25 protein-coding genes and 1 tRNA gene are annotated in these 25,609 nt (G+C 42.4%); 18 read left to right on the top strand and 8 right to left on the bottom strand.

Annotation, left to right across the window (positions count from 1 at the left end; translation table 11 throughout):
- Nucleotides 1-48 precede the first annotated feature (48 nt).
- From GUA46_RS00085 to GUA46_RS00095, 3 genes are all read right to left on the bottom strand, one after another.
- The gene (locus tag GUA46_RS00085; protein ID WP_176618806.1) at nucleotides 49-2,226 is read right to left on the bottom strand and encodes a TonB-dependent receptor; all 2,178 of its coding nucleotides are present in this window, start codon (nucleotides 2,224-2,226) and stop codon (nucleotides 49-51) included.
- Nucleotides 2,227-2,293: 67 nt separating this feature from the next.
- A complete protein-coding gene (locus GUA46_RS00090; protein WP_176618807.1) occupies nucleotides 2,294-2,623 on the bottom strand; it encodes a hypothetical protein in 330 nt (109 codons plus the stop codon).
- 115 nt (nucleotides 2,624-2,738) lie between these two features.
- Nucleotides 2,739-2,820 (bottom strand) — tRNA-Leu (locus GUA46_RS00095).
- Nucleotides 2,821-2,980: 160 nt separating this feature from the next.
- Here GUA46_RS00095 and GUA46_RS00100 point away from each other — a divergent pair.
- The 3 genes from GUA46_RS00100 (at nucleotide 2,981) to pth (ending at nucleotide 5,303) form a co-directional block, all read left to right on the top strand.
- The gene (locus GUA46_RS00100) at nucleotides 2,981-3,922 is read left to right on the top strand and encodes a ribose-phosphate pyrophosphokinase (RefSeq protein ID WP_176618808.1); all 942 of its coding nucleotides are present in this window, start codon (nucleotides 2,981-2,983) and stop codon (nucleotides 3,920-3,922) included.
- A 19-nt stretch (nucleotides 3,923-3,941) separates the two neighbouring features.
- Nucleotides 3,942-4,583, top strand: coding sequence for a 50S ribosomal protein L25/general stress protein Ctc (locus GUA46_RS00105; RefSeq protein WP_108245309.1), 642 nt, complete (start codon nucleotides 3,942-3,944; stop codon nucleotides 4,581-4,583).
- A gap of 90 nt (nucleotides 4,584-4,673) precedes the next feature.
- Nucleotides 4,674-5,303: an aminoacyl-tRNA hydrolase gene (gene pth, locus GUA46_RS00110; protein ID WP_176618809.1), complete on the top strand. Its 630-nt coding sequence runs from the start codon at nucleotides 4,674-4,676 to the stop codon at nucleotides 5,301-5,303.
- 2 nt (nucleotides 5,304-5,305) lie between these two features.
- On the opposite strand, the gene GUA46_RS00115 is transcribed toward pth, so the two are convergent.
- Together GUA46_RS00115 and GUA46_RS00120 are read right to left on the bottom strand one after the other, a co-directional pair.
- Nucleotides 5,306-5,992 carry a hypothetical protein gene (locus GUA46_RS00115; RefSeq protein WP_176618810.1) on the bottom strand — a complete coding sequence of 229 codons (687 nt, stop codon included), beginning with the start codon at nucleotides 5,990-5,992 and terminating at the stop codon, nucleotides 5,306-5,308.
- The gene (locus GUA46_RS00120; RefSeq protein ID WP_176618811.1) at nucleotides 5,989-9,783 is read right to left on the bottom strand and encodes a reprolysin-like metallopeptidase; all 3,795 of its coding nucleotides are present in this window, start codon (nucleotides 9,781-9,783) and stop codon (nucleotides 5,989-5,991) included. The genes GUA46_RS00115 and GUA46_RS00120 overlap by 4 nt, the downstream gene beginning before the upstream one ends.
- Before the next feature lie 58 nt (nucleotides 9,784-9,841).
- Here GUA46_RS00120 and GUA46_RS00125 point away from each other — a divergent pair, with 58 nt between their 5' ends.
- From GUA46_RS00125 to GUA46_RS00195, 15 genes are all read left to right on the top strand, one after another.
- On the top strand, nucleotides 9,842-10,771 hold the full coding sequence (locus GUA46_RS00125) for a bifunctional riboflavin kinase/FAD synthetase (protein ID WP_176618812.1): 930 nt from the start codon (nucleotides 9,842-9,844) through the stop codon (nucleotides 10,769-10,771).
- The gene (locus GUA46_RS00130; protein WP_176618813.1) at nucleotides 10,772-12,088 is read left to right on the top strand and encodes an HTTM domain-containing protein; all 1,317 of its coding nucleotides are present in this window, start codon (nucleotides 10,772-10,774) and stop codon (nucleotides 12,086-12,088) included.
- Between the two features lie 50 nt (nucleotides 12,089-12,138).
- Nucleotides 12,139-13,410: a serine--tRNA ligase gene (gene serS / locus GUA46_RS00135; RefSeq protein ID WP_176618814.1), complete on the top strand. Its 1,272-nt coding sequence runs from the start codon at nucleotides 12,139-12,141 to the stop codon at nucleotides 13,408-13,410.
- A gap of 77 nt (nucleotides 13,411-13,487) precedes the next feature.
- The gene (locus GUA46_RS00140; RefSeq protein WP_229418408.1) at nucleotides 13,488-15,272 is read left to right on the top strand and encodes a tetratricopeptide repeat protein; all 1,785 of its coding nucleotides are present in this window, start codon (nucleotides 13,488-13,490) and stop codon (nucleotides 15,270-15,272) included.
- 35 nt (nucleotides 15,273-15,307) lie between these two features.
- Entirely contained in the window at nucleotides 15,308-15,625 is a 318-nt protein-coding gene (locus tag GUA46_RS00145; RefSeq protein ID WP_108245315.1) for a DUF4286 family protein, read from the top strand.
- A 3-nt stretch (nucleotides 15,626-15,628) separates the two neighbouring features.
- On the top strand, nucleotides 15,629-15,937 hold the full coding sequence (locus tag GUA46_RS00150; protein ID WP_108245316.1) for a gamma-glutamylcyclotransferase family protein: 309 nt from the start codon (nucleotides 15,629-15,631) through the stop codon (nucleotides 15,935-15,937).
- An 18-nt stretch (nucleotides 15,938-15,955) separates the two neighbouring features.
- Nucleotides 15,956-16,828, top strand: a complete 873-nt coding sequence (gene rsmA, locus GUA46_RS00155; protein WP_108245317.1) for a 16S rRNA (adenine(1518)-N(6)/adenine(1519)-N(6))-dimethyltransferase RsmA — start codon at nucleotides 15,956-15,958, stop codon at nucleotides 16,826-16,828.
- Nucleotides 16,815-18,167 (top strand): magnesium transporter, encoded by a 1,353-nt coding sequence (mgtE, locus tag GUA46_RS00160; protein ID WP_176618815.1) that lies wholly within the window; start codon nucleotides 16,815-16,817, stop codon nucleotides 18,165-18,167. Before rsmA ends, mgtE begins: the two co-directional genes overlap by 14 nt.
- 21 nt (nucleotides 18,168-18,188) lie before the next feature.
- Nucleotides 18,189-18,662 (top strand): DinB family protein, encoded by a 474-nt coding sequence (locus tag GUA46_RS00165; RefSeq protein WP_176618816.1) that lies wholly within the window; start codon nucleotides 18,189-18,191, stop codon nucleotides 18,660-18,662.
- A 30-nt stretch (nucleotides 18,663-18,692) separates the two neighbouring features.
- Nucleotides 18,693-19,058 (top strand): cupin domain-containing protein, encoded by a 366-nt coding sequence (locus GUA46_RS00170; RefSeq protein WP_176618817.1) that lies wholly within the window; start codon nucleotides 18,693-18,695, stop codon nucleotides 19,056-19,058.
- 19 nt (nucleotides 19,059-19,077) lie between these two features.
- Nucleotides 19,078-20,010, top strand: coding sequence for a 2-hydroxyacid dehydrogenase (locus tag GUA46_RS00175; protein WP_176618818.1), 933 nt, complete (start codon nucleotides 19,078-19,080; stop codon nucleotides 20,008-20,010).
- Nucleotides 20,011-20,066: 56 nt separating this feature from the next.
- Nucleotides 20,067-20,525, top strand: coding sequence for a DUF1801 domain-containing protein (locus tag GUA46_RS00180; RefSeq protein WP_108245320.1), 459 nt, complete (start codon nucleotides 20,067-20,069; stop codon nucleotides 20,523-20,525).
- Nucleotides 20,522-20,908 (top strand): VOC family protein, encoded by a 387-nt coding sequence (locus GUA46_RS00185; protein WP_108245321.1) that lies wholly within the window; start codon nucleotides 20,522-20,524, stop codon nucleotides 20,906-20,908. The genes GUA46_RS00180 and GUA46_RS00185 overlap by 4 nt, the downstream gene beginning before the upstream one ends.
- A gap of 53 nt (nucleotides 20,909-20,961) precedes the next feature.
- On the top strand, nucleotides 20,962-21,348 hold the full coding sequence (locus GUA46_RS00190; protein ID WP_176618819.1) for a YtxH domain-containing protein: 387 nt from the start codon (nucleotides 20,962-20,964) through the stop codon (nucleotides 21,346-21,348).
- An 80-nt stretch (nucleotides 21,349-21,428) separates the two neighbouring features.
- Nucleotides 21,429-21,920 carry a GNAT family N-acetyltransferase gene (locus GUA46_RS00195; protein ID WP_176618820.1) on the top strand — a complete coding sequence of 164 codons (492 nt, stop codon included), beginning with the start codon at nucleotides 21,429-21,431 and terminating at the stop codon, nucleotides 21,918-21,920.
- On the opposite strand, the gene GUA46_RS00200 is transcribed toward GUA46_RS00195, so the two are convergent.
- From GUA46_RS00200 to GUA46_RS00210, 3 genes are all read right to left on the bottom strand, one after another.
- Nucleotides 21,917-23,737: a GNAT family N-acyltransferase gene (locus GUA46_RS00200; RefSeq protein ID WP_108245324.1), complete on the bottom strand. Its 1,821-nt coding sequence runs from the start codon at nucleotides 23,735-23,737 to the stop codon at nucleotides 21,917-21,919. The genes GUA46_RS00195 and GUA46_RS00200 overlap by 4 nt on opposite strands.
- 78 nt (nucleotides 23,738-23,815) lie before the next feature.
- On the bottom strand, nucleotides 23,816-25,066 hold the full coding sequence (locus GUA46_RS00205; protein ID WP_108245325.1) for an aspartate kinase: 1,251 nt from the start codon (nucleotides 25,064-25,066) through the stop codon (nucleotides 23,816-23,818).
- 28 nt (nucleotides 25,067-25,094) lie between these two features.
- Nucleotides 25,095-25,577 carry a GNAT family N-acetyltransferase gene (locus GUA46_RS00210; RefSeq protein WP_176618821.1) on the bottom strand — a complete coding sequence of 161 codons (483 nt, stop codon included), beginning with the start codon at nucleotides 25,575-25,577 and terminating at the stop codon, nucleotides 25,095-25,097.
- Between the last annotated feature and the right edge of the window lie 32 nt (nucleotides 25,578-25,609).

Here is a 25,609-nt window from a genome sequence, read left to right on the forward strand (position 1 = left end):
TCATAATAGTTAAATGGGCATAACACAAAAAGACTGTCCTATCCGTATTTAAATTTTAATCTTGAATCCGCCATTGATTACAAAACCATCCACTGGAGCATAAATTTCCGAAAATTGAGGGTCACTTATACTTCCGGAATATATTGTATCGAAACGGGTTTGTCGGGTATCCAGAAAGTTTTCAAAATTCAGGAAAATAGAGAATTTATCACTTATCTTTTTTTCACTCATTAAGCCCACAATCCAATAGGATTGGCCTGTTTCTCCCGAAGAAAGCTTCTGGGGACTATAATAATATCCCTCCAGACCAATCCAAAGGTCCCCTTCGCGCTCGTACATCAATACATTGTTCAATCGATGTTCGGCCACCAAGGGAAAATCGGAAACTTCTCCATTTTGATGTTGCTTCACATTGGCATGGGTATAGCCCGTGAACAACTTAAAATCGCCATATTTGATTTTCAGGTTGACCTCGGCTCCGCGGGTATCCACAAATCCATCGGGTTGCTCAAAAGTGTAAAAGTCGTCTCCTTCGGACTGCAATACCATAGGATCATCTATTCTGGTATAAAATAATAGCGTATTGATGGACATGGTCATGCCCGGCATGGGCGCCCATTTATAATTTATATCAAAATTACCGCCCAAAGAACGTTCCAAATCAGTTTGATCAATATCAATGGGGAGCACGTTCCTAAACTGTAGCCGTTCCGCATCCTCCGTAAAGACCGTAGGGGTTTTATAGCCCATTCCACCCCCCAGTCGAAATGTCAATTTTTGACTTGGTTCATACAATATGGATAATCTAGGCAATGCCAAAGCTCCATAATCGGAATGAAAATCGGTACGAAGACCTGTTTCCAAACTGAGCCCTTCATTGATTTGCCATACATTTTGAGCGAACAATCCAAAAATTTGATAGGATTGGTCCAGTGCTATGGATTGATCTTCCCTGTTATCTTTAAAATATTCTGTCCATAGATTGGTCCCGAACACCCATTCAAGACCGTTTTCCGAACTGGTTGAAAAGTTCAGCTCACTAAAGGAAGAACGCTGATAGCCTGAAAAGGTAAAGTCCGGAATCTGGATGGTACGATCGTAAAAACTGAAACTATTCTTTAATTCCAATCGATTTTCTTCATTAAAAACATGTTTGAATCCCAATTGAGTGGAAACACGTTCGGTTTGATTGGATTCGAAATATGGGTTTTCCACCGGTTCCCCCTTAACATAGTCCAAATTCCCACCAAGTCGATCTTCCCAAATAGCATTGATTCCTAGCAATAGCTCCGTTTGCTCTCCTAGATACCAATACAGCTTTGGATTCAATGTAAATCGGTCGAATTCTGGAATAGCCGTTAGACCGATATCGGCAGGGTCATAGGGTGACCCCAAATTGTAGGAAGCAAACACAGTAGTTCCAATCTTCTTGAATTTCTGGGAATAAAAACCACTTAGGTCCAATCCAAGAGCAGAGGTGCCATTGGCCATAAAACTGAGTTGGGGCTCATCTTCAGGTGTTTTAGAAATCAAATTTACCAACCCAGCTATCGCCCCACCTCCATAAAGGGTAGAACTGGAACCCTTGATGACCTCGACCTGCTTAAGGTCCAAAGGAGCTATTTGCATCAGGCTCAAACCGCTCGCAAATCCGGAATACAACGGGAATCCATCCCGGAGAAGTTGGGTATACTTACCGTCGAGCCCCTGTATACGGATGCTGGAATTGTAACTAGTGGCGGAAGTCTGTTGGGTACGGATACCGGTACTTTCGTTGAGCAACATGCGTATGTCCCCAGGTTTCATATTGCCCTTTTCGGAGAGTTCCTCCCCCGCAATGACCTCTACCCGTGTCGGGATATCCTCAATGGTACGGGAACTTCTGGTGGACACCAAGGTGATTTCCTCCATTTCCTCAGTCTGTGGAACTAGATAAATTATCTGTTTTTGTTGTGTGGCATTCAAGGGAAAACTAAAGCTTCGTTCAAGTTTCGCATAGCCAACATAACTCAGTTGCAATTGAAACGTGCCATTGGGTATGTTTTCAATATGAATTTTACCGGATTCATTGGATATAGCCCCAATATCCAATGAGGGTAAAACAGCGGTTACGCCGATCAACGGTTCTTTGTCAATGGAGTCCTTGACCACAATGTCAAGGGTGTTCTGTGCCAGAACGGGTACCATTCCCAAAAGGAAGAGTACCAAAAATATTTTAAATTTCATTTTCTTAATTTTTGAAGTATGATTTTCTTGGCCGGATTTAAGACCAAGGATATTTTGTAAAGCTCAACTATACTTCAAAGTTGCGGGGTGGTTTCAAGTCGTAGGAATAGACCTCTTTGGGAATCAGTTTTTGATAATACTCTATATTGGATTTGACAAGTATTTCCCTTGAAACAATATCCAGCAATCCATCATAGGTCAAGGTAAAACCGGAACATCTGCCGCAGCTAAAGAAAGGTGAACAGGGAGGCTCCTTTTCATGATTATCGTCACCTGACTCATTTTCACTGCTGTCCCATGTTGCGAAGGTATCTGAACAATTATCCGATTCCTGACAACAAGGATAGGATGACAGGAAAATGGTAAGCAAAGACAAAATCACTGCGACTACTCTCATAGGTCAAAGGTAGAAAAATCCGATAATTATACTTCAGAAGTAAGCCAAATTGACGGTTTGCAATAACAAACATTCCGAAAATAAAAAACCTCTACAAATTTGTAGAGGTTTTAAGTACCTTGGGTGGGAATCGAACCCACACGTCCGAAGACACTGGATTTTGAATCCAGCGCGTCTACCAATTCCGCCACCAAGGCATTGGCACTACATTTTCAAATGCGAGTGCAAAGCTAAAAAATATTTTTTATTTATCACCAAAAAATACTTTGATTTATCCTTGAGCAACCCAATTTAATTTTTAAATTTGCACCTCTTTATTTTAAAGTACTTTAAATCGCTAGTTAACAAGAATTTGTAATGGCCTATCAAGTTCCCGAACCTAAAATTTTTGCTTGCACCCAAAGTGTTGAGCTGGGCAAGAAAATAGCTGCTTCTTATGGGGCAGAATTGGGTAAAATCCAGTTCTCCCGTTATAGTGATGGTGAGTTTCAGCCCTCGTTCGAAGAATCTATTAGGGGAGCCAGAATATTTATCATAGGCTCCACCAATCCAAGTTCGGAAAATTTGATGGAAATGTTGTTGATGCTCGATGCTGCCAAAAGAGCATCTGCAAGACACATCACAGCGGTTATGCCCTATTTTGGTTGGGCCAGACAAGATAGAAAGGATAAACCCCGTGTTCCCATAGCCGCAAAATTGGTAGCAAAAATGTTGGAGACCGCAGGTGCCACTAGAATTATCACTATGGACTTGCACGCGGACCAAATCCAAGGCTTTTTCGAAAAACCGGTGGACCATTTGTTCGCATCAACCCTGTTCTTGCCTTATTTAAGAGGTTTAAATCTTGATAATTTATGCATTGCCTCGCCGGATATGGGAGGTTCAAAAAGGGCCTATGCCTATTCCAAGGCCTTGGAGTGCGAGGTAGTTATCTGTTATAAGCAACGTGCAAAGGCAAATGTTATCTCCCACATGGAGCTTATTGGTGATGTGCAGGGTAAAAATGTGGTTTTGGTCGATGATATGGTGGATACCGCAGGAACACTTACCAAAGCTGCCGATTTGATGATGGAGAGAGGTGCCGAGAGTGTACGGGCAGTAACGACACACGGATTGCTTTCAGGCAAGGCATACCAAAGAATTGAAGAATCAAAATTGTCGGAATTGATCGTAACCGATTCCATTCCCGTAGATCACGAGCAAAAGAAAATCAAAGTGTTGTCCTGTGCTGACCTATTTGCAGATGTTATGCACAGAGTTCACCACAACACATCCATATCTTCAAAATTTTTAATGTAAATCAATTTAATATATAACAATGAAGTCAATTACAATCAATGGATCCCAAAGAGAAAGCGTGGGCAAGGTTGCTACCAAAGCCTTACGTAATGCTGGAAAGGTCCCTTGCGTGCTTTACGGAGGGGATAAACCAGTGCATTTTGAAGCTGATGAAATCGCATTCAAAGACTTGGTGTACACTCCAAATGCATACACCGCGGTAATTGAATTGGCGGATGGTCAAAAATTTGACGCCGTTTTGCAGGACATTCAATTTCACCCTGTAACGGATAGTATCCTACACGTGGATTTCTACCAGTTGTTCGAGGACAAGCCAATCACCATGAAGATTCCAGTACGTTTGGAAGGAAACTCTCCAGGTGTTAGAAACGGTGGACGTTTGCTTTTCAGAAAGAGAAAACTTTCCATTAGAGCATTGCCCGCATTGCTTCCCGATTTCATCACCGTGGATATTTCCAAGTTGAGAATCGGACAAACTATTGCAGTGGAGACCATCCTAAGCGATGATTACACTTTCCTTCACCCAGATAGTACTGCTATCGTTCAGGTTAAAGCTTCTAGAACATCTGTTGATGAAGAACTAGAAGACGAAGATGAAGAAGGAGTAGAAGGAGAAGCTACCGAAGGTGGTGAAGCTCCAGAAGCAGAAGCTGCGGAATAGCCTTCTGAAGATTTTTACAAGAGCATCCCGTTTTTACCTAGGTAAAAATTTGGGATGCTTTTGTATTTTTGGGCAAACCATCAGCAGCCAATGCCCAACTTTATCGAAAAACTTTTTGGCAAACCAAAACAACTACTACAAGAAACCGACCCTATGAAAAAATTTTTGATCGTTGGACTTGGAAACATTGGTTCCGAATACGATGAGACACGCCACAACATTGGGTTCAAAATCCTTGATTTTTTGGCCGAACAGGAAGATTTCACTTTTGAAAGTGCCAAGCTCGGAGCCGTTGCAACGTTTAAACATAAAGGAAAAAGCGTGGTCTGCCTAAAACCATCCACCTATATGAACTTAAGCGGGAAGGCCGTAAAATACTGGATGGACAAAGAAAATATAGGCCTTGATAGCATTTTGATCATCACTGATGACATCAACTTGCCCTTTGGCACGATTCGACTGAAAGGAAAAGGAAGTGATGGTGGGCACAACGGCTTAAAAGATATTCAGAACGTTTTACAGACTACTTCCTACAATCGATTTAGGTTTGGTGTAGGTTCCGATTTTGGAAAAGGCCAACAAGTGGATTATGTTTTGGGCAAATGGGACACCGACCAACAAAAAGCGATGCCCGAACGTTTAAAAATATCAACTGACCTTGTCCGCTCCTTTATTTTTGCAGGTGCAAAAAACACTATGAATCAATTTAACGGAAAATAAGTCTAAAGTACTTTAAAATCAAACACCGAAGATATTGATGTGTTACCTTCCAAATCGGTGGTAATCACCCTCCAATAATAGACTGTTCCGGACTCAACCCCAACCGGCAATTCCATAGTTGTAGCGTTGGCAACACCAACAGAAGCGATAGGTGGATTACTCTCGGAGAAGAAAACCTCATAAGAATCGATATCTCCGTCAACATCGGCACCGGACCACTCCAATAGTATTTCGTTCGCAATGTCCTTTTGTACCGTTGCGCCAGACATTGGGCGCATCAATTGTGCGGGAAAAGGCGCGTAGGTTGTCTGCGACCCAGCATTGTAGAACAACCACGTGGGACTCGATGCCACTTGGTCGGAACGAGAGTTTCGCGAAGTCACTGACCAAGCATACGGTGTTCCCTTGGAAATCGTCAAACTAGCGGAGGTTGATGCCGTAGAAATATTTTGGGGCACATTGGTGTTCAAATTGACCACGGTGAGCGTATAACTATCCGTATTGTTGGATGCCGTCCACCTAAATGTAATCTGCGTAGCATTTTGATTGACATCCGTTCCGGTGGTACACTCAGAATTCTCTTCGGGAAATACCAACTGAGCTCCTTGTGGTGCTGGAGGAGGCCCATCGTCCCCGCCACAACCGACCAACAAAACCAAAATGGATAACCAAATTATATTTCGAATCATCTTTTTATCAGTTTGAACATTTCTTTTGCACCTGCCTTTTGTATACCTAGATAATAAATACCCTTGGTAAGACCGGATAGATCTAGTTGTAAATCGTCTCCCGCAACCTTTCGGTTCTCCGCTCGAACCAATCTACCATTTGATGTAAAAATCTGTACAGATACATCGCCCTCATAACCAGCCATGTAAACCGAGGTAATGGCATCTACGGGATTTGGCGAAATTATTGGTCTTGAAGAATAGAACAGGGTTTCCTCTATCACACCTTGACAAGGCAGATTAGAATATACTTTCAGGGTGTTAGTACCTTCTTTAAGTGCAAGCTGAACCCTTGATTCTTCTGTTTGGGTGACCAGACCATTAAGCTCCACATTATAAAGGGAGGCACCGCTCAATTCAACACTTAAAATACCAGAGTCCATCAGTGCATTGATATCCAGTACATCTGGCTGGGAAACCATAGCGTTGAAGCACACTTCCTCATACGTTATCAAACCATTGGTGCCGGTAATACAAATCGAATATTCACCGGAGACAAGGCTATCAAAGGTTAGGGTATTTGTAAAATCAAACGACTCTGTACCGCCAGGGCCATCCAAAACGGCCGTATAGTTAATGGAAGTATCAACTGGAACAATTGTTATGGAGCCATCATCATTGCTTCGGCAAGTTTCACTATCTATTTCTATTTCAAAATTATCCGAAGCAAACCTATACACTGCACATCCGTTGGTATCCACTTCAACACCTTTGGGAGTTCCAAGACATAGATCATCTCCGTCATCAAAAACACCATCATCGTCTTCATCTGGCCTATAACTCCCTTCAATACATATATCCAACGAAAAATCTATTAAACTTCCTCCATCACTCGCTGCCGTATCTTGGATTTCTAAAACCCACTGGCCCATAATGGACTCCCCTTTTAAGGACGATAAAAAACCGATTGGAGCTACGGTTCCAGAAATAGCCGGATTTCCTGAGCATGCTATTGGGTCCCCATCGTCATCAAAAACGGCATTTATGTTTCTTAAATCACCACAGGTGTTAGAAATCAGTGTCACCCTTGTGCCCATGGGAGAAATAAGGGTAACTATTAAATCCTCCAAATAGGTATGATCCAACTGCAAGTTCACGTTTACATCGGATATCGGTAAATCTTCCACAAACAAAACAGATGTGCTAATTGTTGGGGTACCTGATGAAGATATGCTGATAGGCAAATCATTGGATTCCCTGTTCTTGCAATTTACTTGTGATGTTATAAAACTGAAAGGCGTGCCAAATGTTCCCGTCCCACAGCCATTGTTTGGCCTAACTCTCCAAAAATACTCGGTTTCGGCTTCCAAACTATTGGTTTTAAAGGTTGTGGAAGGAGTTGATGCAGATTGAACAATATCCGTAAACCCTGCATCAGTGGCTACTTCAACATCGTAGTTAGAGTACAGGGAGTTCTCCTGCCAACTGAGTTCAGCATCCAAAGAAACCCCTACCTCACCATTGGCCGGGGAGAGCAAGGCAACATCAGAAAAAGTACCATCTTGTACGGTAAGGGAAAGAACTACACTTTTAGTAACCGATGTTGATTCGGAAGAAACCGTAATATCGTATACACCCGGAGCAATATTGTCCGTGTTGGACAACGTCAACTCAACGGCAGTTTCATCAACACTTGCGTCAATCGGGGAAAAGTTTGCCGTTAATCCCGCCGGCACATCCGCCGAAAATGTAGAGTTCTCATTAAAACCTGCATAGGTCTCGTATGTAAAAGGAATTATGATGTCATCTGGTTGACATACTTCATACTCCAACGATTCAAAATTCAAGACTACTTCGGATTGCTCTATGACAAAGTTCGTGCTATTGACAGCGAAGAATATGTTTTCGCTTGCCTTTACCATAATCCTCGCTGTATTTGTGGTATTTCCAGGCAAAAGGATTTCCTCCGAACCATCGTTAAGGGTGTTCTCCAAAAGTGTTATCGGAAAGGTAAGTCCACCATCCAAAGAGAGGAATATATCCACATTTTGGGCATTAATGGGAGCAACATCAGTATTAGCAACATCCCATGTAATTTCTTGAACAGAACCCGCTTGATACACTTGAGTCTCGGCTTGGGAAGTCACCGAAAAAGGCCCTGACGCTTTTATGACCCTCACATTGAGGACATCGGAGACCACTTGCCCTCCTCCTTCCGCATTATCGCGAACAGTAAATGCAAAACCAAGATTCCGTTCAATATCAGAAACGGTCTCCCAAGCCGCCCCTACATTTGGATTGGTTTGGGTAAGATTTCCTTGTGCAACTCGTGATAGTCGCGGAAAATATCGTATTGGAGAAGTAGTTGGCCTGAGAGATCTAAAATTGGCACCACTGGGATTGATGGACCCAAACGACGACCTAGTGACCAGACCATCATCTATTTGTTCCCACGTATAGGTAAGCACATCGCCTACATCTGGGTCGGTTGCACTACCTTCCAAAACAAAGGCAGTACCCTTAGGAATAATATAGTCGTCAACAGGTGTTACAACTGGTGGAGAATTTACCAATGCCACCGTTTCGGCACAAGAAGTCGTTTCCAAATAAGCTGAAATTTGCAGTATGCTATAAAAGTGAAAATAATCATCACCATTGGCCGCCACATTATTTCCTGTAACGATACCCGCATACCCCATTATCGTGGAACCACTAGCAGGTTCCGCTTGCACCCCAGTGCCTTCTGACTCAAAAGACCAGGTGTGGTTGGCTCCAAATTGATGGCCCAACTCATGAGCCACAAAGTCCAAATCATATGTATCTCCCTGCGGATTATTGGCCGACGAAAAAGCACTACCCTTTCTGTTATCCACACAAACGGAAGCTATAAATCCGGCATTTCCATTATCTAAACCTTCTCCCACTTGATGAAAAAGATGGCCAACATCATAATTCGTTTCCCCAATCCTAGATGTAATAGTAAACTGTACTTCGGAATTCAAACTATTTCCATATGGGTCGGTATCGGGATTGGTGAAAATAATCTCATCATTGTTGGGCACAAGCTCCAATGTAACTCCTAAATCCGTTTCAAAAACTTCATTTACGCGTGTCAACGTTGCATTGATTCCCGCCAGGGCATCGGCCACGGTACCGCCAAGTTTTTGGGTATACTCCCCTGAGGCGGAGACTGCGATTCTATACTTTCGCAACACCTGATCATCTACCAAGGGAACAATTGTCTTGAGAGTACCTCCCGATGATTTGCTTCCGGAACCAAACAAATCCTTTGCAGTAGCACAGATAAAATCCATTTTGGAAGAAAGCCCATCCTCCTTATCATACACAACATAAGTGTTGGGCCTATTGGAAACCGGCTCCATAAAAGCCGTTTTGTTATTCTGTAAATCCACAACCATAGATTGCAAGCCTTTGTGGGAACTACTCAGCTTTACCTTGTACCTACCATCCAAACTTGCACCGGTATAGGATTTTATGTTGGGATATTTTTTGGCCAAATCCGGATGCAACACCGATGTTTCCTTCAAATTGAAGGGAACAATAGCACCTTCGCCGTTGGGAAGATATACTATTTTACCTGCCGACTTTGCAGCGGAAAAAGATTTTATCTGGGTCGAAAAGGCCGTTTTATCCAATGACAAAACCTTGGTAGCCCCCGAAATATCGGTTAGGGAAGCACTTCGTAGGTTGGACTGTTTGGGCACTGTTTTCCAATAACCTTGCTGCCCAAAAATGCAAAAGCAGCTAAAAAATATGGTTATTGAAAAAACAAGATGTAATTTAGCTTTCATACACGGTTAGGGCATAGTATATTTTCAAATGTAAGCCTTTTTTATTTCTTTATTTGAGTTGGAAACAATCCACAACATTTCTGATTTTAAGGACATTCCACACCACACTGTGGTGACCATCGGTACATTCGACGGTGTACATTTAGGACACCGCCAAATACTGAAACGTCTCACAAATAGTGCCAAAAATACAGGTCTAAAGTCAACGGTGCTCACTTTTTTCCCTCATCCCCGAATGGTATTGCAGAAGGATGTGGACATTAAATTGCTGAACACCCTTGAAGAAAAAAAGCAGATTCTTGAAACTTTGGGATTGGATTATTTGATCATACATCCGTTTACCAAACAATTCTCTAGACTTTCCGCTGTCGATTTTGTTCGTGACATCTTGGTGAACAACATAAAGAGCAAGAGAATCATCATCGGGTACGACCACAGATTTGGCCGCAATCGAAATGCCAATATCCAAGATTTGATTGCATTTGGGAATACCTTCGATTTTGAGGTGGAAGAGATTCTCGCCCAAGAAATCGATGATGTTTCCGTAAGCTCCACAAAAATCAGAAAAGCGCTTTTGGAAGGAGATGTGGAAACCGCAAACAACTATCTGAGCTACGCCTATATGCTTACCGGAATGGTTAAAAAGGGCAAAGGTCTGGGAAGGGACTTTGGATTTCCCACCGCCAACCTTCATATTGAAGAAGAATATAAGTTAATTCCAAAAAATGGGGCCTACGTGGTCAAAAGCCAACTCAACGGCAAAGAATTCTTTGGAATGATGAACATTGGTTTTAACCCTACCGTGGATGGCTCCCAAAAAAGTATAGAGGTCAATTTCTTTGATTTTGAGGGTGACCTGTACGACAAAAAAATCCAAGTGCAACTGTTGCACCGCATACGCGACGAGCATAAGTTCAACTCCATAGAAGAACTTAAGGAACAATTAAAAAAGGACAAAGACCACTCTTTGGATCTAATCTCCAAATAAATGTTGAGCCAATTTCTATTTAAGAAGATTGACAACGCACAACTTGTGGTTTTCCGGGTATTTTATGGACTGTTGGTCAGCGCGGAATGCTATGGCGCCATAGCAACGGGCTGGGTACGACGCACCTTGGTGGAGCCCCAGTTCACATTTTCCTTTATAGGGTTTGAATGGCTGCAACCTCTGCCCGGCAACGGCATGTACATATACTTTGCCATCATGGGCACTTTGGGGCTTATGATCGCTTTCGGATTCAAATATCGATTTAGCGCGTTGGCCTTTGCCGTATTATGGTCGGGTGTGTATTTGATGCAGAAAACATCCTACAACAATCACTATTATCTATTGATGCTGCTCGCCTACATCATGGCATTCTTACCTGCACATCGCGATGCTTCGTTGGACGCAAAATTAAACCCTGGGCTACGCTCACAATCCATGTACAACTGGGTTCGATGGATCATCATCCTTCAACTCTTTATCGTGTACACCTACGCATCCATCGCTAAACTATATGCGGATTGGCTGGATTTTAGTATGATAGATGTTCTGATGTATTCTAAAAAAGACTACTATATCATCGGTGAATTTCTTCAACTTAAGTGGGTACACAAAATAATAGCGGTTTTCGGAATAGGCTTTGATCTCTTGATTATTCCCGCCCTCCTTTGGAAACCCACCCGAAAATTTGCGTTCGTACTGTCCATTTTCTTTCACTTGTTCAATAGCATCGTGTTTCAAATAGGAATCTTCCCGTATCTGTCCTTAGCGTTTATCGTGTTCTTTTTTGAGCCGCAAACTATTAGGAACATCTTTTTAAGAACTAAGAAAACAATTCCAGAGACCAAGGTCATCATACCAAAAACCAAAACCATCACTTTAACGGTTTTGGGTATTTATTTCCTATTTCAATTGGTCTTGCCGATTCGACACCATTTTTTTAAAGATGATGTGCTCTGGACCGAAGAGGGACACCGATTAAGCTGGCGAATGATGTTGCGTAGCCGTGATGGAAGAATCACCTACAAAGTAGTGAACGCTCAGACTAAGGACACGACCAAGGTTAACCTGAACGACTATCTCACAAAAAAACAAAAACAAAGAGTTACCTGTTATCCCGATTTTATCTGGCAGTTTGCCCAACGGCTCAAAAAAGAATACACCGATAAAGGAGAGACCATACAGATTTTTGTGGACAACAAAGTAAGGATAAATCAAAATCCGTATCAACCATTTATAGACCCCAATGTGGATTTGGCCAGCGTTCCGTGGAAACATTTTGCCCACAACGACTGGATTCTTCCCTCTCCCAAGGAATAAAGTTGGGCACTTCTACAGATTAAATTAAATTTGCGGCTCAAAACAAGGCCATGCTTCAAATACAGAACATTAGGGAAAACAAGGAAAGTATCATTACCGCGCTAAAAAAGCGAAACATCGATGCAGAACCTATGCTATCAAAGGTTTTGGAACTCGACGAAAAAAGACGTTCCATCCAAACCGAACTGGATGCGACCTTGGCCGAATCCAATAAGCTTTCCAAAGAAATTGGCATGCTCTTCAAAACAGGAAAAGCACAGGAAGCCAATGCCCTAAAAGAAAAGACTGCTGGACTTAAAGAAACATCCAAAACCTTGGGTGATGACCTCAATACCACTGCCGATGAACTTCAGCAGCAATTGTATCTGATTCCAAACGTGCCCCACGAATCCGTTCCAGCGGGCAGCACGGAGGAGGACAACGAAGAAATTTTCAAGGAAGGCGATATCCCAACTTTGTCCGAAGGAGCACTTCCTCACTGGGAATTGGCAAAAAAGTACGACATCATCGATTTTGAGCTCGGCGTTAAAATAACCGGGGCAGGTTTCCCCGTATACAAAGGAAAAGGAGCACGTTTACAGCGTGCCCTCATTTCATATTTTTTGGACAAAAATGCCGAAGCAGGTTACACCGAAATGCAAGTGCCGCTTATGGTGAACGAAGATTCTGGCTATGGAACAGGTCAGTTGCCGGACAAGGAAGGGCAAATGTACCATGTGCAGGCAGATGATTTGTATCTTATCCCAACAGCCGAAGTACCCGTTACCAATTTGCACCGTGGCGATTTATTGGCTGAAAGTGATTTTCCCATAAGATACACAGGCTACACTCCTTGTTTCCGTCGCGAAGCAGGAAGTTATGGGGCCCACGTTCGCGGTTTGAACCGTTTGCACCAGTTCGACAAAGTCGAGATTGTGCGATTGGAACATCCCAATAATTCATACCAAGCTTTGGATGACATGGTGGAACATGTAAAAAATATACTTCGCGAACTAAAATTACCTTACCGTATTTTGCGTCTTTGCGGAGGAGATCTTGGTTTTACTTCTGCCCTAACCTTCGATTTTGAAGTATTCTCCACAGCACAGGATCGCTGGCTGGAAATTAGTTCCGTTTCCAATTTTGAGACCTTCCAGGCCAATCGCTTGAAGCTTCGCTACAAGGATGAAAACGGAAAAAGTCAATTGGCCCATACCCTGAACGGAAGTTCTTTGGCATTGCCAAGGGTACTTGCCGGAATTTTGGAGAACTATCAAACCGATGCAGGTATAAAAATACCTGACGTACTGGTTCCCTATTGCGGTTTTGACATCATCGATTAAGGTTTTAAACCATTAATTTGGATTCGGTTAACAGAATCCCCCACATTTCTGCGTTATATTTGAAATAAAACAAGCTATTGCGACATCTTTTATTTCTTATACTCCTGATATCCAGTTTTATTGGAACGGCCCAAGAAGATTTCTTGGCCAAACAATACTTTCAGGATGGCGATTACGAGAAAGCATTGGTGTTCTATGAAAAATTGGTAGAAACCAATCCAAGACGCACGGATTATGCCGAGGGCCTAGTGGCCTGCTATCAACAATTGGAACGTTACGATGATGCCGAAGCATTCCTTTTGGAAAAAATAGAGGATAGTTACGCCTTTCCCACTTTTTATATAGAGCTGGGCTACAATTTCACCCTAAAAAACGAAGAAGAAAAGGCCAATACTTATTACGATAGGGCCATCAACAAGATTGAGGATAACCCCAACTATGGATACAGTGTTGGGTACCGTTTCCAAAAATATGCTTTGCTGGAATATGCCATTCAGGCCTATACCAAGGCAATGGAACTAAAGCCGGACCTTAACTACGATTTTCAGTTGGCTCGCATTTATGGAGAACAGGGCGATATCGCAAAAATGTATCAATCCTATCTCAATCTAATTTGGGAAGGTCGTACTTCACGTGCCAATGTGCTCCGAAATATCGATGATTTCATCTCCGAGGACCCCTCCAACGAAAATAATGTACTGTTGCGAAAGGTGCTTCTTCAAAATGCGCAAAAAGCTCCGGATATTTTGTGGAACGAACTGTTGAGCTGGCTTTTTGTTCAACAAAAACAATACAATAGTGCCTTTGGTCAAGAAAAGGCCATCTACAAACGTAGCGAAGGGCAATCTATGGACCGCTTGGAAAACTTGGGAAGCATAGCTTTGGATGACAAGGATTGGGAAACGGCCAACGAGGTTTACAATTATATCGTTGACAATACCGAAAACCCAAGAACTCGGCTCAATGCTGAACTCAACCTGATAGATATTGCACTGGAAAACCCAACGAAAAAGGTCCTGGAAGATGTACAAAAAAAGTTCGAGGACCTAGTGGAAGAGTATGGTAATCAAAGTACTACCCTACAGTTGCAGATTGCCTACGCCAACTTTCTAACTTTTAAAAAAGAAGAGCCCGAACCGGCCATTGCCATGCTCAAGGAAAGCTTGGAACTTCCCATGGGCCGGATGATCATGGCCTATGTAAAATTGGCGCTTGGGGATATCTTGGTATTCGACCAAAGGTTCAATGAGGCCCTTATCCTTTTTACACAGGTACAAAAAAGTGTCAAAAACGATGTACTTGGCCAAGATGCCCGCTTTAAGGTGGCCCAGACCAGTTTTTACAAAGGTGATTTTGACTGGGCCCTTACCCAATTAAAGGTGCTTCGCAGTTCCACCTCCCAGCTTATTGCCAACGATGCCATGCAACTAAGTTTGCTGATTTCAGATAATTCTCGGGAAGATTCCACGCAGACCGCCCTGAAAAAATATGCCAGGGCTGATTTACTGGCCTATCAAAATAAAAGTACCGAAGCCATCGAAGTGCTTGAAGATATTTTACAAAATCATAAAGGGGAAAAAATAGAGGACGAAGCTTTGTTGAAACAGGCCGAATTGCTAGCAGAACAGAAAAACTATGAAAGTGCCGAGTTCAACTATCAAAAAATAGTAGAGTTCTATTCTGATGGCATTTTGGCCGACGACGCCCACTTTGCCCTTGGAGAACTATATGAAAATGTCTTGAACGAGCCCGAAAAGGCAAAAAGTCATTACGAGAAAATCATCTATAATTATCAGGATAGTTATTACTTCCCCCAGGCCCGCAAGAATTTTAGAAGGCTCCGTGGAGATGCCATTAACTAATTCTTTCCTACTTTAGCCCAATAAAACAAAGGCACATGCTCATTTACAACGTTACCATCAACATAGATGAAAGTGTTCACGAACAATGGTTGGACTGGATGAAGGATAAGCACATACCCGACATGCTGGCAACAGGAAAATTTTCGCATGCCAAAATGGTAAAGGTGTTGGTAGAGGAAGATATGGGCGGAATAACCTATTCGATACAATACACCACGCAGGGCAGGGATACCTTGGAAGCCTATTACAAAGAAGACGCAGAACATTTACGTGCCCAGGCGCAGCGAATGTTCCCTAATAAATTCGTTGCCTTTAGAACAGAATTGGAAGTTATCAGCCAACAAATACCTTAGCTATTGGACTATTTATTTTCCTACGGAACCCTTCAGGACCATCAAGTACAGCAATACATATTTGGCCGATTGCTCCATGGAAAAGCTGATGTCGCGTTGGGTTTTAAAAAATTGGAAAATGCCGTTTATGGCCGTTATCCTTTGGTTATCAACACCAACAATCCGGAAGATAAAGTAGTCGGTGTGGCCTACGAAGTGAACGAGGTTGACCTAAAAAAGGCGGATATTTACGAAACCAATGCTTACAAACGCCAAAAATTTCCTCTGGAATCCGGGGACGAAGCTTGGATCTATATCGAAAATTCCAACTAACTTGCAAAAAAACCATACGTGTCCAAAAAGAAGAAAAAGAAGTACTCGAATGACGCCTCCCACAAAAATAAGTATGTGCAGCAGGATAGTGCCGTAAAGGCAAAAAAGCATTTGGGGCAGCATTTTCTTAAAGACGAAACCGTTGCACAGAAAATTGCGCAGACCCTGTCTTTGGAAGGGTACACAAACGTATTGGAAATAGGCCCCGGAATGGGGGTGCTCACCAAATATCTTTTGCAGCGCGATTTGGATTTGGTGGCAATGGACTTGGATGACGAATCCATCGTTTACCTCAATCACAGTTTTCCCTTGGAGCACGCCGCCATTTTAAAACAAAACAGTCGCTTGAATGTCATTGAGGCCGATTTCCTAAGGTTTGACCTTTCCAATTTGTACGGTGATGAACAATTTGCGATTACCGGTAACTTTCCCTACAACATTTCCAGCCAGATCGTATTTAAAATGTTGGAAATGCGAAAACAGGTACCCGAGTTCTCGGGCATGTTCCAAAAAGAAGTCGCCAAGCGTATCTGCGAAGAACCTGGAAGCAAAACCTACGGGATTCTTTCCGTACTGGTCCAGGCGTATTATAATGCCGAATACCTGTTCACGGTACCACCTGGGGTTTTTGACCCTCCACCAAAGGTGGATTCGGGAGTACTTCGCCTAACAAGAAAAAAAGAACTCAACCTCCCTTGCGACGAGCGACTTTTCTTTAAGGTGGTGAAAACAGCGTTCAACCAAAGACGAAAAACCATTCGTAACAGTCTTAAAATCTTTAACCTCTCCGATAATCTAAAAGAAGATGCTATCTTTGATCAACGCCCTGAACAGCTTAGTGTAGTTGATTTTGTAACGTTGACACAAAAGATAGCCGATGACCCCGTTTAAACTCACAGACGAACTTTTGGAAGAGATCAGGGAACTGATCGCCGAGAACAAGGACGCCGAACTTCAATTAATGATGAAGGAGTTCCACTATGCCGATATAGCGGAAATAGCGGACGAAATGGAGGTCGAGGAAGCTACCTACCTGATCAAGTTACTGGACAGTGAAAAAACTTCGGACATCCTTGCCGAAATGCATGAGGATATCCGGGAGGCCGTACTTAAAAACCTTACGGCCAAGGAAATTGCCGGTGAGCTTTCGGAACTGGATACGGATGATGCAGCAGATATCATCAACGAACTTCCCAAAGAACTTGTTCAAGAAGTAATCTCCGAAATAGAGGACCGCGAACACGCCAAGGACATTGTGGACCTTTTACGTTACGAGGAAGATTCCGCGGGTGGTCTTATGGCAAAGGAATTGGTAAAGGTCGACGAGAATTGGACCGTGACCAATTGTGTCAAGGAGATGCGGGCCCAAGCAGAAAACGTGACCCGGGTACATTCCATATATGTGGTAGATGACGAAGGCAAGCTAAAGGGACGTCTTTCCCTTAAAGATTTACTTACAGCTTCTACCAAAAGCCACATCAAGGACATCTATATTCCCAAGGTTGATTCGGTAAATGTAAACGAAAAAGGAGAAGAAGTGGCAAAGATCATGTCCAAGTACGATTTGGAGGCCATTCCGGTGATAGACGAAATAGGACGATTGGTAGGCCGAATTACCATTGATGATATTGTGGACGTAATCCGTGAGGAGGCCGACAAGGATTACCAAATGGCAGCAGGTATCTCGCAGGATGTTGAAGTAAACGATAGTATTTGGATACTCACGCGCGCCCGTTTGCCCTGGTTGATTCTTGGCCTATTGGGTGGTCTAAGTGCAGCGGCCATTATGGGAACCTTTGAAGATATGATCTCCAAGCACGCCGTATTGTTCTTTTTCACCCCATTGATTGCCGCAATGGCTGGGAATGTCGGGGTGCAATCCAGTGCTATTGTAGTGCAAGGTCTGGCTAACGATGACCTTAAAGGAAGTGTGAGCACCCATTTGTTAAAAGAAATGCTGTTAGCTCTTTTGAATGGTTTTATTCTTGCAATGCTGTTACTGCTTTTTACATGGATTTGGAAAGGCTCTTTTGCCACCGCTTTGGCCATTTCATTGTCCCTGGTGGTCGTGATCGTGGTCGCTGGTCTGATAGGGACCTTTGTCCCCATGTTCCTTCACAAAAGAAATATTGACCCAGCGATTGCCACTGGGCCCTTCATCACAACCAGCAACGATATTTTTGGAATCCTGATCTACTTTTGGATAGCAAAGATGATTTTGGGGATTTAAACCTTTATCATAGACAAATCAATGAATACTAGAAGTGAATTTATGTCTTCCAGATTGAAAGAAGTTCTTCTGGATGGAAAATGGATAGCTCAAACCAATGTAAAAGAGCAAATTAAAAGTGTAACCTGGAAGCAGGCAACTAAAAAAGTCGGTTCGTTAAATACCATAGCTCTGCTTACCTATCACCTAAACTATTATCTTGAAGGAATAACGCAAGTGTTTCTGGGTGGAAATCTAGAAATTCGTGACAAGTTCAGCTTTGATATGCCTCCCATTCATTCAGAAAAAGAATGGAGTGAACTGGTCGAAAGTTTTGTGACCAATTCAAAGCTATTTATTGAACGTGTTGAATTAATGAAAGATTCAATGTTTGACGAACCATTTGTTCATGAAAAATATGGCACCTATCAACGAAATATTGAGGGCGTTATCGAACATAGTTATTATCATCTTGGCCAAATTTCACTTATTAAAAAAATCCTTTTGGATTTCTGACATTTGACCTAACTTTTTACTTTTCATAATATGAAATCCATCAACCTAAAAGAAAAACACGCCGAATTCACCAAACAATGGCATCCCCATCAAATTGCCATTGTTGATGATATGCAGGTGCTTTTGGCCAAACTCCAAGGAGAATTTGTATGGCACGCCCACGAAAATGAAGATGAACTGTTTCAAGTTATCAAGGGTACACTTTACATGCAATTCCATGACCGGACCGAGGTTGTGAACGAAGGTGAGCTCATTGTGGTACCAAAAGGTGTAGAACACAACCCGATGACCAAGAACGGTGAAGAAGTCCATGTCCTTCTTTTTGAAAAAATGACTACCGCCCACACAGGAAAGGTGCAACACGAAAAAACTCAAACCCACTATCCAAAAATCTAGGTGTTGTATATTTGCCCCCATGAAAGTTCTCCACTTAGATACCAATCACCCGTTGCTCATTGAACAATTTGCCGAGCTGGGGTTCGAAAATCACGAAGATTACACATCCACCAAAGAGGAAGTAGAAAAGAAAATCCACGAGTACGATGGCATCATCATCCGTAGCAGGTTTACTATAGACCAGCAGTTTCTGGAAAAAGCCACCAATCTTAAATTTATAGGAAGAGTGGGCGCTGGCTTGGAGAATATTGACACGGACTACGCCAAATACAAAAATATATTCATGGCATCTGCCCCCGAGGGCAACAGAAATGCTGTGGGAGAACACGCTTTGGGCATGTTACTTTCCCTAATGAACCATATGGGCAAGGCCGACCGTCAAGTAAGAAAGGGAAAGTGGAAACGTGAACAGAACAGAGGCGTTGAACTGGATGGTAAAACTGTCGGAATCATAGGCTACGGAAATATGGGCAAGGCTTTTGCCAAAAAACTACGTGGTTTTGATGTAGAGGTCATCTGTTACGATATTGTTGGTGGTGTAGGTGATGAAAATGCACGCCAGGTAGGAATAATGGAATTTCAACAGCGCTCCGATGTTATTAGCCTGCACGTTCCACAGACCGAGCAGACCATCGGCATGGTAAATTCTGAATTTATTGAAAAAATCCATAAGCCGTTTTGGTTATTGAACACTGCACGCGGAAAATGCGTGGTGACCAAAGACCTTGTAGAAGCCCTTAAATCTGGAAAAGTGCTCGGTGCCGGACTGGATGTTCTGGAATATGAACAAAAGTCCTTCGAAAATATGTTCGCCCAAAAGCCTAAGGCATTTAAATATCTGCGTAAAGCCAAAAACGTTTTGCTTACGCCCCACGTTGCGGGTTGGACCGTGGAAAGCAAAGAAAAATTGGCCCAGACAATTGTTGACAAAGTCAAAGAAAGATTTTGTTAACTTTATAAGCCATCCAATAGCTTTTGGCTCTGGTAGTTTTTTAAAATTTACCAGATATGACGATTGATGCCAAATCACCGGACGAATACATAGCAAAGCTTCCCGTTGAACGGCAGGAGGCAGTTTCCAAACTTCGGGACACCGTAAAACAGAATTTGCCCACCGGATTTGAGGAATGCATCAACTATGGGATGATTGGGTTTGTTGTTCCGCACTCCATGTATCCCGATGGATATCATGTTGACCCCACCTTGCCCCTTCCTTTCATAAATATTGCCTCACAGAAAAACTTTGTGGCCCTTTATCATTCAGGAATCTATGCCGACCCAAATGTGCACGATTGGTTTGTGAGCGAATATCCCAAACACGTAAAAACAAAATTGGATATGGGGAAAAGCTGTATCCGCTTTAAGAACATCAATACAATTCCTTATCAGCTTATAGCCGCTCTTTGTCAAAAAATAACTCCCCAAGAGTGGATTGCGTTGTATGAAAAAAACACTAAAAAACCATGAAAAACAGAGTTACAGGATTAGGAGGATTTTTCTTTAAGAGCAAGGACCCCAACCACATTAAAGAATGGTACAAAAACCATCTAGGACTGAACACGGATCAATATGGCTGTACATTTTGGTGGAAGGACAAAGAGGGAAACGATTGTTCCACCCAGTGGAGTCCGATGGACGAGAAAACGGAGTATTTTAAACCCAGCGAAAAACAATTTATGATGAACTTTAGAGTGGAAAATTTGGTGGAACTACTCGAAGTTCTAAAAAAAGAAGGGGTTACCGTAGTCGGAGAAATAGAAGAGTACGACTATGGTAAATTCGGTTGGATATTGGACCCCGAGGGAAACAAGTTGGAACTATGGGAACCTGTTGATAAAGCATTTCTGTAGCTATTGAATTATTTGCTACATTTAACCTTCATTAACCAACACATTAAATAAACATGTCAGAAGAAAAAAAAGACTTTGGAGACAGGGCCGAAGAAGCCGCTAAAGATTTCAAGGAGGATGTGAACAAAGCATTCGACCCTGCAAATCCTGAAAGTGGAAAAACAGTGGCAATTGTAGCTCACCTTACCTTAATTGGTTGGATTATCGCCCTCATTATGAATAGCAGCAATAAAACAGAAATAGGTTCCTTTTACATTAGACAAACTTTAGGAATTGGTTTGCTTGGAGTGGTATTGAGCATTATCCCTATAATCAACTTTTTTGCATGGATATTACCATTAATACTGTGGATTATAAGTTTGATAGGAGCCATTAACGGTACCAAAAAACCAGTGTTTTTGGTAGGAGAGTACTTTCAAGATTGGTTCAAAAGCTTATAACAACTTTTTAAAAGCCAGATATAGTCTGGCTTTTTTTAAACATACATTCATCGTAATATTGCAATTAATAACACTTCAATATGATTGTCAGAACCATGAAACCTTCGGATTGGGATGCCGTCTCCACTATATATTTGGAAGGAATAGCAACGGGCTTTGCCACTTTTGAGACCAAGACGCCCTCTTATGAACAGTGGGACAATGCCCATACCCAAGAATGTCGTTTGGTAGCTGAAAACAATGGCTCAATTATGGGATGGGCGGCCCTATCCCCTGTTTCCAGTCGCTGCGTTTATGGTGGTGTAGCCGAGGTAAGCGTCTACATTTCGGAAAAGAGTCGCGGCAAAGGGGTTGGGAAGTTACTAATGCAGCATTTAATCGAAGAAAGTGAAAAAGCGGGATATTGGACCATACAATCCGGTATTTTTCCAGAGAACACTCCAAGTATTAAGCTTCATAAAAAAGTAGGTTTCCGCTATATTGGAAAACGGGAACGTGTTGGAAGAATCCATGGGGTATGGAAGGATAATCTTCTGTTCGAAAGAAGGAGCAGCCGGGTCGGGATAGATTAATCTTCCTCTGCCGTACCATTTCCTTCGGCCATCTTGCGTTCCAGCTCAGCCTGAAACTCTTCCATAACCGGCTTAACCGTACTCTCGGGCAAATCTGCGATTCGTATGTACATTAATCCGTCCACGGAATTATTGAACAACGGATCTACATTAAATGCCACCACTTTGGCGTTTTGCTTGATGTACTTTTTGATCAAGACCGGCAAGCGCAGGCTACCTGGTTCAACCTCGCTTATCAATTTATCGAACTTATTAAGATCGGCCTGGGTTTCATCGAACACAAACTCCTTATCGGCATCCTTTAGCTTTACCCTAAATTCCTTTTTGGGCCTAATATATTGTGCCACATAAGGGTCCCAATAATTCGATTTCATGAACTCTATCATCAATGACTTTGAAAAGTTCGAAAACTGGTTACTTATACTAACCCCTCCAATCAAATATCTGTGCTCGGGGTGTCTCAAAGTCGTATGCACAATGCCTTTCCAAAGTAGAAACAACGGCATGGGTTTTTGCTGATACTCCTTCACAATATAAGCCCTACCCATCTCGATGGATTTCTCCATCATACCATAAAGTTCGGGCTCGAACCGAAAAAGGTCTTGGAGGTAAAAACCGTCGATCCCATATTTATTGAAAATTTCTGACCCCAATCCCATTCGGTAGGCTCCCACGATTGCTTTGGAATCATCGTCCCACAAGAACAAATGATGATAATAGGAGTCGAACTTATCCAAATCGATAGCGTTATTGGTCCCCTCTCCCACTTCTCTAAAAGTAACCTCACGCTGACGACCGATTTCGTTCAAGCAAAAAGGCATATCCTTGGCTTGGGCCAAAAACACCTCGTAGTTCTTGCTTTGCAGCATGCGACAATCCTTTTCCCTAAGTTTTTCTATCTCACCGTTCAACACCTCCTTACTAATGGCAGAAGCTATTTTTTTAGGTGGCTTCGGGATTTTAAGTGAGGTCGGGACTTTATCGATAAACCGTTCTTTTTCGAAAGCATTGGCCAGCAGATAGGTTTTTTTGCGAAGCAGTTCGGCGAAACCTTCCAAAGTTTCTTCCTCATTTTGGGTGTTTACCGGAATGGGCTGACCTATTCTCACCTTAATGGGCCGTCTGCTCTGTGAGGTAAGCTCGGAAGGCAATTTTGCCGTTCGGAAAACATCGTCAATTTTGGACAATCGATAAAACAACCTACTGTTCTTGGCATGAAAGTAAATAGGTACCACTGGCACTTCGGCCTTTCGTATCAATTTTATGGCTGCTTCTTCCCAAGGCCGGTCCACCACCAATCTTCCATCTCGATAGGTAGATACTTCTCCGGCGGGGAAAATACCCAATGGATGACCATCCCGAAGGTGCTTTAGCGCATTCTTGAAACCTACAATACTGCTCTTGGCATCCTTGTGGTTTTCAAAAGGATTAACGGGCATTATATAGGGTTTCAATGGCTCTATCCTATGCAATAAAAAATTGGCGATTATTTTATAATCGGGTCGTTCGTTCAACAATAGTTTGAGCAACAACACGCCATCGATTCCACCCAGGGGATGGTTACTAATAGTGATATACGGACCGGATTTGGGAAGCCTTTTTAAATCCTCCTCCGGAATCTCAAAATCAATTTCATAGTGATTGAGAATAGCGTCCAAAAATTCGGGACCGGACAGGTCTTTGTTCTTATCGTAAAATCTATTGATGGTGCTAATTCGAGTGGCTTTCATCAAAAGCCATCCCACAAACGTGCCCAAAAAGCCATATTTGTCCAAGTGGATGACCTTCGCCACCTCTTTAGCAGAAACCAAACCCATAGAAAAAGTTTTTAGGTACCTGTAAAGATAGAAAATAAACCTAAGAGCTCTTTTTACATAGTTGTTAAGACTAAGCCCTTATTTTACAACCAATTGAACAGTTTCCTTACCTCTTTGCTCCACTAAAACCGACTTTCCATTTTGAAGGGATTTGACGGATTCATCGTTAAAATGACGAATGGTATATAAGGAAACGTCCTCGTGGCACACCACTTTGAACTTTCTTTTAAGTTCTTCCAATAAAGGTGGCAATCCCCTGAACTTATTGTCCAAACAAACCGAGAAACTAATGGCCGAATTTTGAATCAAGTCAACCTTGAGTCGATGGTCAGAGAACAGTTTGAAGATTTCACTAATGTTATCCTCGACTATGAATGAAAAATCCAAAGAGGAAAGTTTTAGGAGTACTTGATTTTTCTTTACGATGAAGCAGGGAACCTTTGGTTCAATGCCATTTCCCTTACCAACTGTAGTTCCCTTGTCTTTTGGATTTACAAAAGATTTTACATGCAAGGGTATTTCCTTGCGCTGCAAAGGCTGCAGTGTTTTTGGGTGAATTACCGATGCTCCGTAAAACGCAAGCTCAATGGCCTCTCGGTATGATATCTTGTCCAGCAATTGGGCATTCTCAAAATTTCTAGGGTCGGCATTCAACACGCCCGGAACATCCTTCCAGATAGTAACCGATTCCGCATTGAGACAATACGCCAAAATTGCAGCAGAATAGTCGGAACCTTCTCTTCCCAAGGTCGTGGTAAAGTTATTGTCGTCACTACCCAAAAAGCCTTGGGTAATGTTCAATTTGGACACATCCACACGGGAAACCACTTCTTCTTGTGTGCGCTCCCAATTTACTTGGGCATCCCTATTGCTATTATCTGTTTTGATCATTGTTCGCACATCCAACCATTCATTGGCGATACCAATTTCATTTAGGTAGGCACTCACGATGGTTGTGGACAACAATTCCCCATAACACACTACTTGGTCATACACAAATGCATACTTGGGAGATTTGTTCCAAGCCAAAAAACCCTTTACCTCTTCAAAAAGGACCTTAACCTCTGCGTACACGGGATGGCTAGGGTTTTGGAAAAGATTGGACAAGATGCCATTGTGGTAATCGATAACTTCTTGAATGGAGACATTGACCTCATCCCTATCATTAAAATATGATTCTACCACCTTTTCCATGGCATTGGTGGTTTTGCCCATCGCGGAAATCACTACCAAAGTATCTTGGTAACCTACCTCCTGTAAAACGTTCACTACATTTTTTACAGCATCTGCATCTTTTACCGATGCTCCTCCAAACTTAAATACTCTCATGTATTTTATATTCTTGTATTTGGTCGGCCTAGTTTAGGCTTTCCATATAATTTTTTATTCCTTTCTCATCCAATTGAACCACATCCCAATCTCTTAGGACGTTCGCTCCCTTTTTCTCATAAAACTCGATAGCAGGTTCGTTCCAATCCAAGACCTCCCAGCATATACGCTTTACGCCCAAACTGGCGCCATACTTCACAACTTCATTGAGCAAGGCCGTTCCCAAGCCACTGCCACGCATCCTTTCTGATACGATTAAATCTTCCAAATGAATGGCAGGGCCCTTCCATGTAGAATATCTAGGATAGACCAAGGCGATGCCTGCAATCCCGTTTTTTGTATCGGCTACAAAACAATGGAACAGCTTCTGATCACCAAAACCATGTTCCACTAGATCTTGTTCCGTGACTTCAACCGCATCAGTTTCCTTTTCAAAATCTGCCAATTCTTGAATCAAGCTCAAGACCTGTTTCATATCCGTTGGACGTGCCGCTCTGATTGTATACTCCATAATTGTTACAAATAAAACTCAAAGTTATAAAA

Source organism: Flagellimonas chongwuensis, from assembly GCF_013376415.1.
Lineage (GTDB): Bacteria > Bacteroidota > Bacteroidia > Flavobacteriales > Flavobacteriaceae > Flagellimonas > Flagellimonas chongwuensis.

Coding starts and splice junctions, on each gene's coding strand:
- GUA46_RS00175 (WP_176618818.1), top strand. CDS start 19,078: ATGAAAGTTCTCCACTTAGATACCAATCACCCGTTGCTCATTGAACAA.
- GUA46_RS00105 (WP_108245309.1), top strand. CDS start 3,942: ATGAAGTCAATTACAATCAATGGATCCCAAAGAGAAAGCGTGGGCAAG.
- GUA46_RS00180 (WP_108245320.1), top strand. CDS start 20,067: ATGACGATTGATGCCAAATCACCGGACGAATACATAGCAAAGCTTCCC.
- GUA46_RS00085 (WP_176618806.1), bottom strand. CDS start 2,226: ATGAAATTTAAAATATTTTTGGTACTCTTCCTTTTGGGAATGGTACCC.
- pth (WP_176618809.1), top strand. CDS start 4,674: ATGCCCAACTTTATCGAAAAACTTTTTGGCAAACCAAAACAACTACTA.
- GUA46_RS00170 (WP_176618817.1), top strand. CDS start 18,693: ATGAAATCCATCAACCTAAAAGAAAAACACGCCGAATTCACCAAACAA.
- GUA46_RS00190 (WP_176618819.1), top strand. CDS start 20,962: ATGTCAGAAGAAAAAAAAGACTTTGGAGACAGGGCCGAAGAAGCCGCT.
- GUA46_RS00100 (WP_176618808.1), top strand. CDS start 2,981: ATGGCCTATCAAGTTCCCGAACCTAAAATTTTTGCTTGCACCCAAAGT.
- GUA46_RS00130 (WP_176618813.1), top strand. CDS start 10,772: ATGTTGAGCCAATTTCTATTTAAGAAGATTGACAACGCACAACTTGTG.
- GUA46_RS00200 (WP_108245324.1), bottom strand. CDS start 23,737: ATGGGTTTGGTTTCTGCTAAAGAGGTGGCGAAGGTCATCCACTTGGAC.
- GUA46_RS00090 (WP_176618807.1), bottom strand. CDS start 2,623: ATGAGAGTAGTCGCAGTGATTTTGTCTTTGCTTACCATTTTCCTGTCA.
- GUA46_RS00185 (WP_108245321.1), top strand. CDS start 20,522: ATGAAAAACAGAGTTACAGGATTAGGAGGATTTTTCTTTAAGAGCAAG.
- GUA46_RS00205 (WP_108245325.1), bottom strand. CDS start 25,066: ATGAGAGTATTTAAGTTTGGAGGAGCATCGGTAAAAGATGCAGATGCT.
- GUA46_RS00165 (WP_176618816.1), top strand. CDS start 18,189: ATGAATACTAGAAGTGAATTTATGTCTTCCAGATTGAAAGAAGTTCTT.
- GUA46_RS00195 (WP_176618820.1), top strand. CDS start 21,429: ATGATTGTCAGAACCATGAAACCTTCGGATTGGGATGCCGTCTCCACT.
- GUA46_RS00115 (WP_176618810.1), bottom strand. CDS start 5,992: ATGATTCGAAATATAATTTGGTTATCCATTTTGGTTTTGTTGGTCGGT.
- serS (WP_176618814.1), top strand. CDS start 12,139: ATGCTTCAAATACAGAACATTAGGGAAAACAAGGAAAGTATCATTACC.
- GUA46_RS00120 (WP_176618811.1), bottom strand. CDS start 9,783: ATGAAAGCTAAATTACATCTTGTTTTTTCAATAACCATATTTTTTAGC.
- GUA46_RS00210 (WP_176618821.1), bottom strand. CDS start 25,577: ATGGAGTATACAATCAGAGCGGCACGTCCAACGGATATGAAACAGGTC.
- GUA46_RS00145 (WP_108245315.1), top strand. CDS start 15,308: ATGCTCATTTACAACGTTACCATCAACATAGATGAAAGTGTTCACGAA.
- mgtE (WP_176618815.1), top strand. CDS start 16,815: ATGACCCCGTTTAAACTCACAGACGAACTTTTGGAAGAGATCAGGGAA.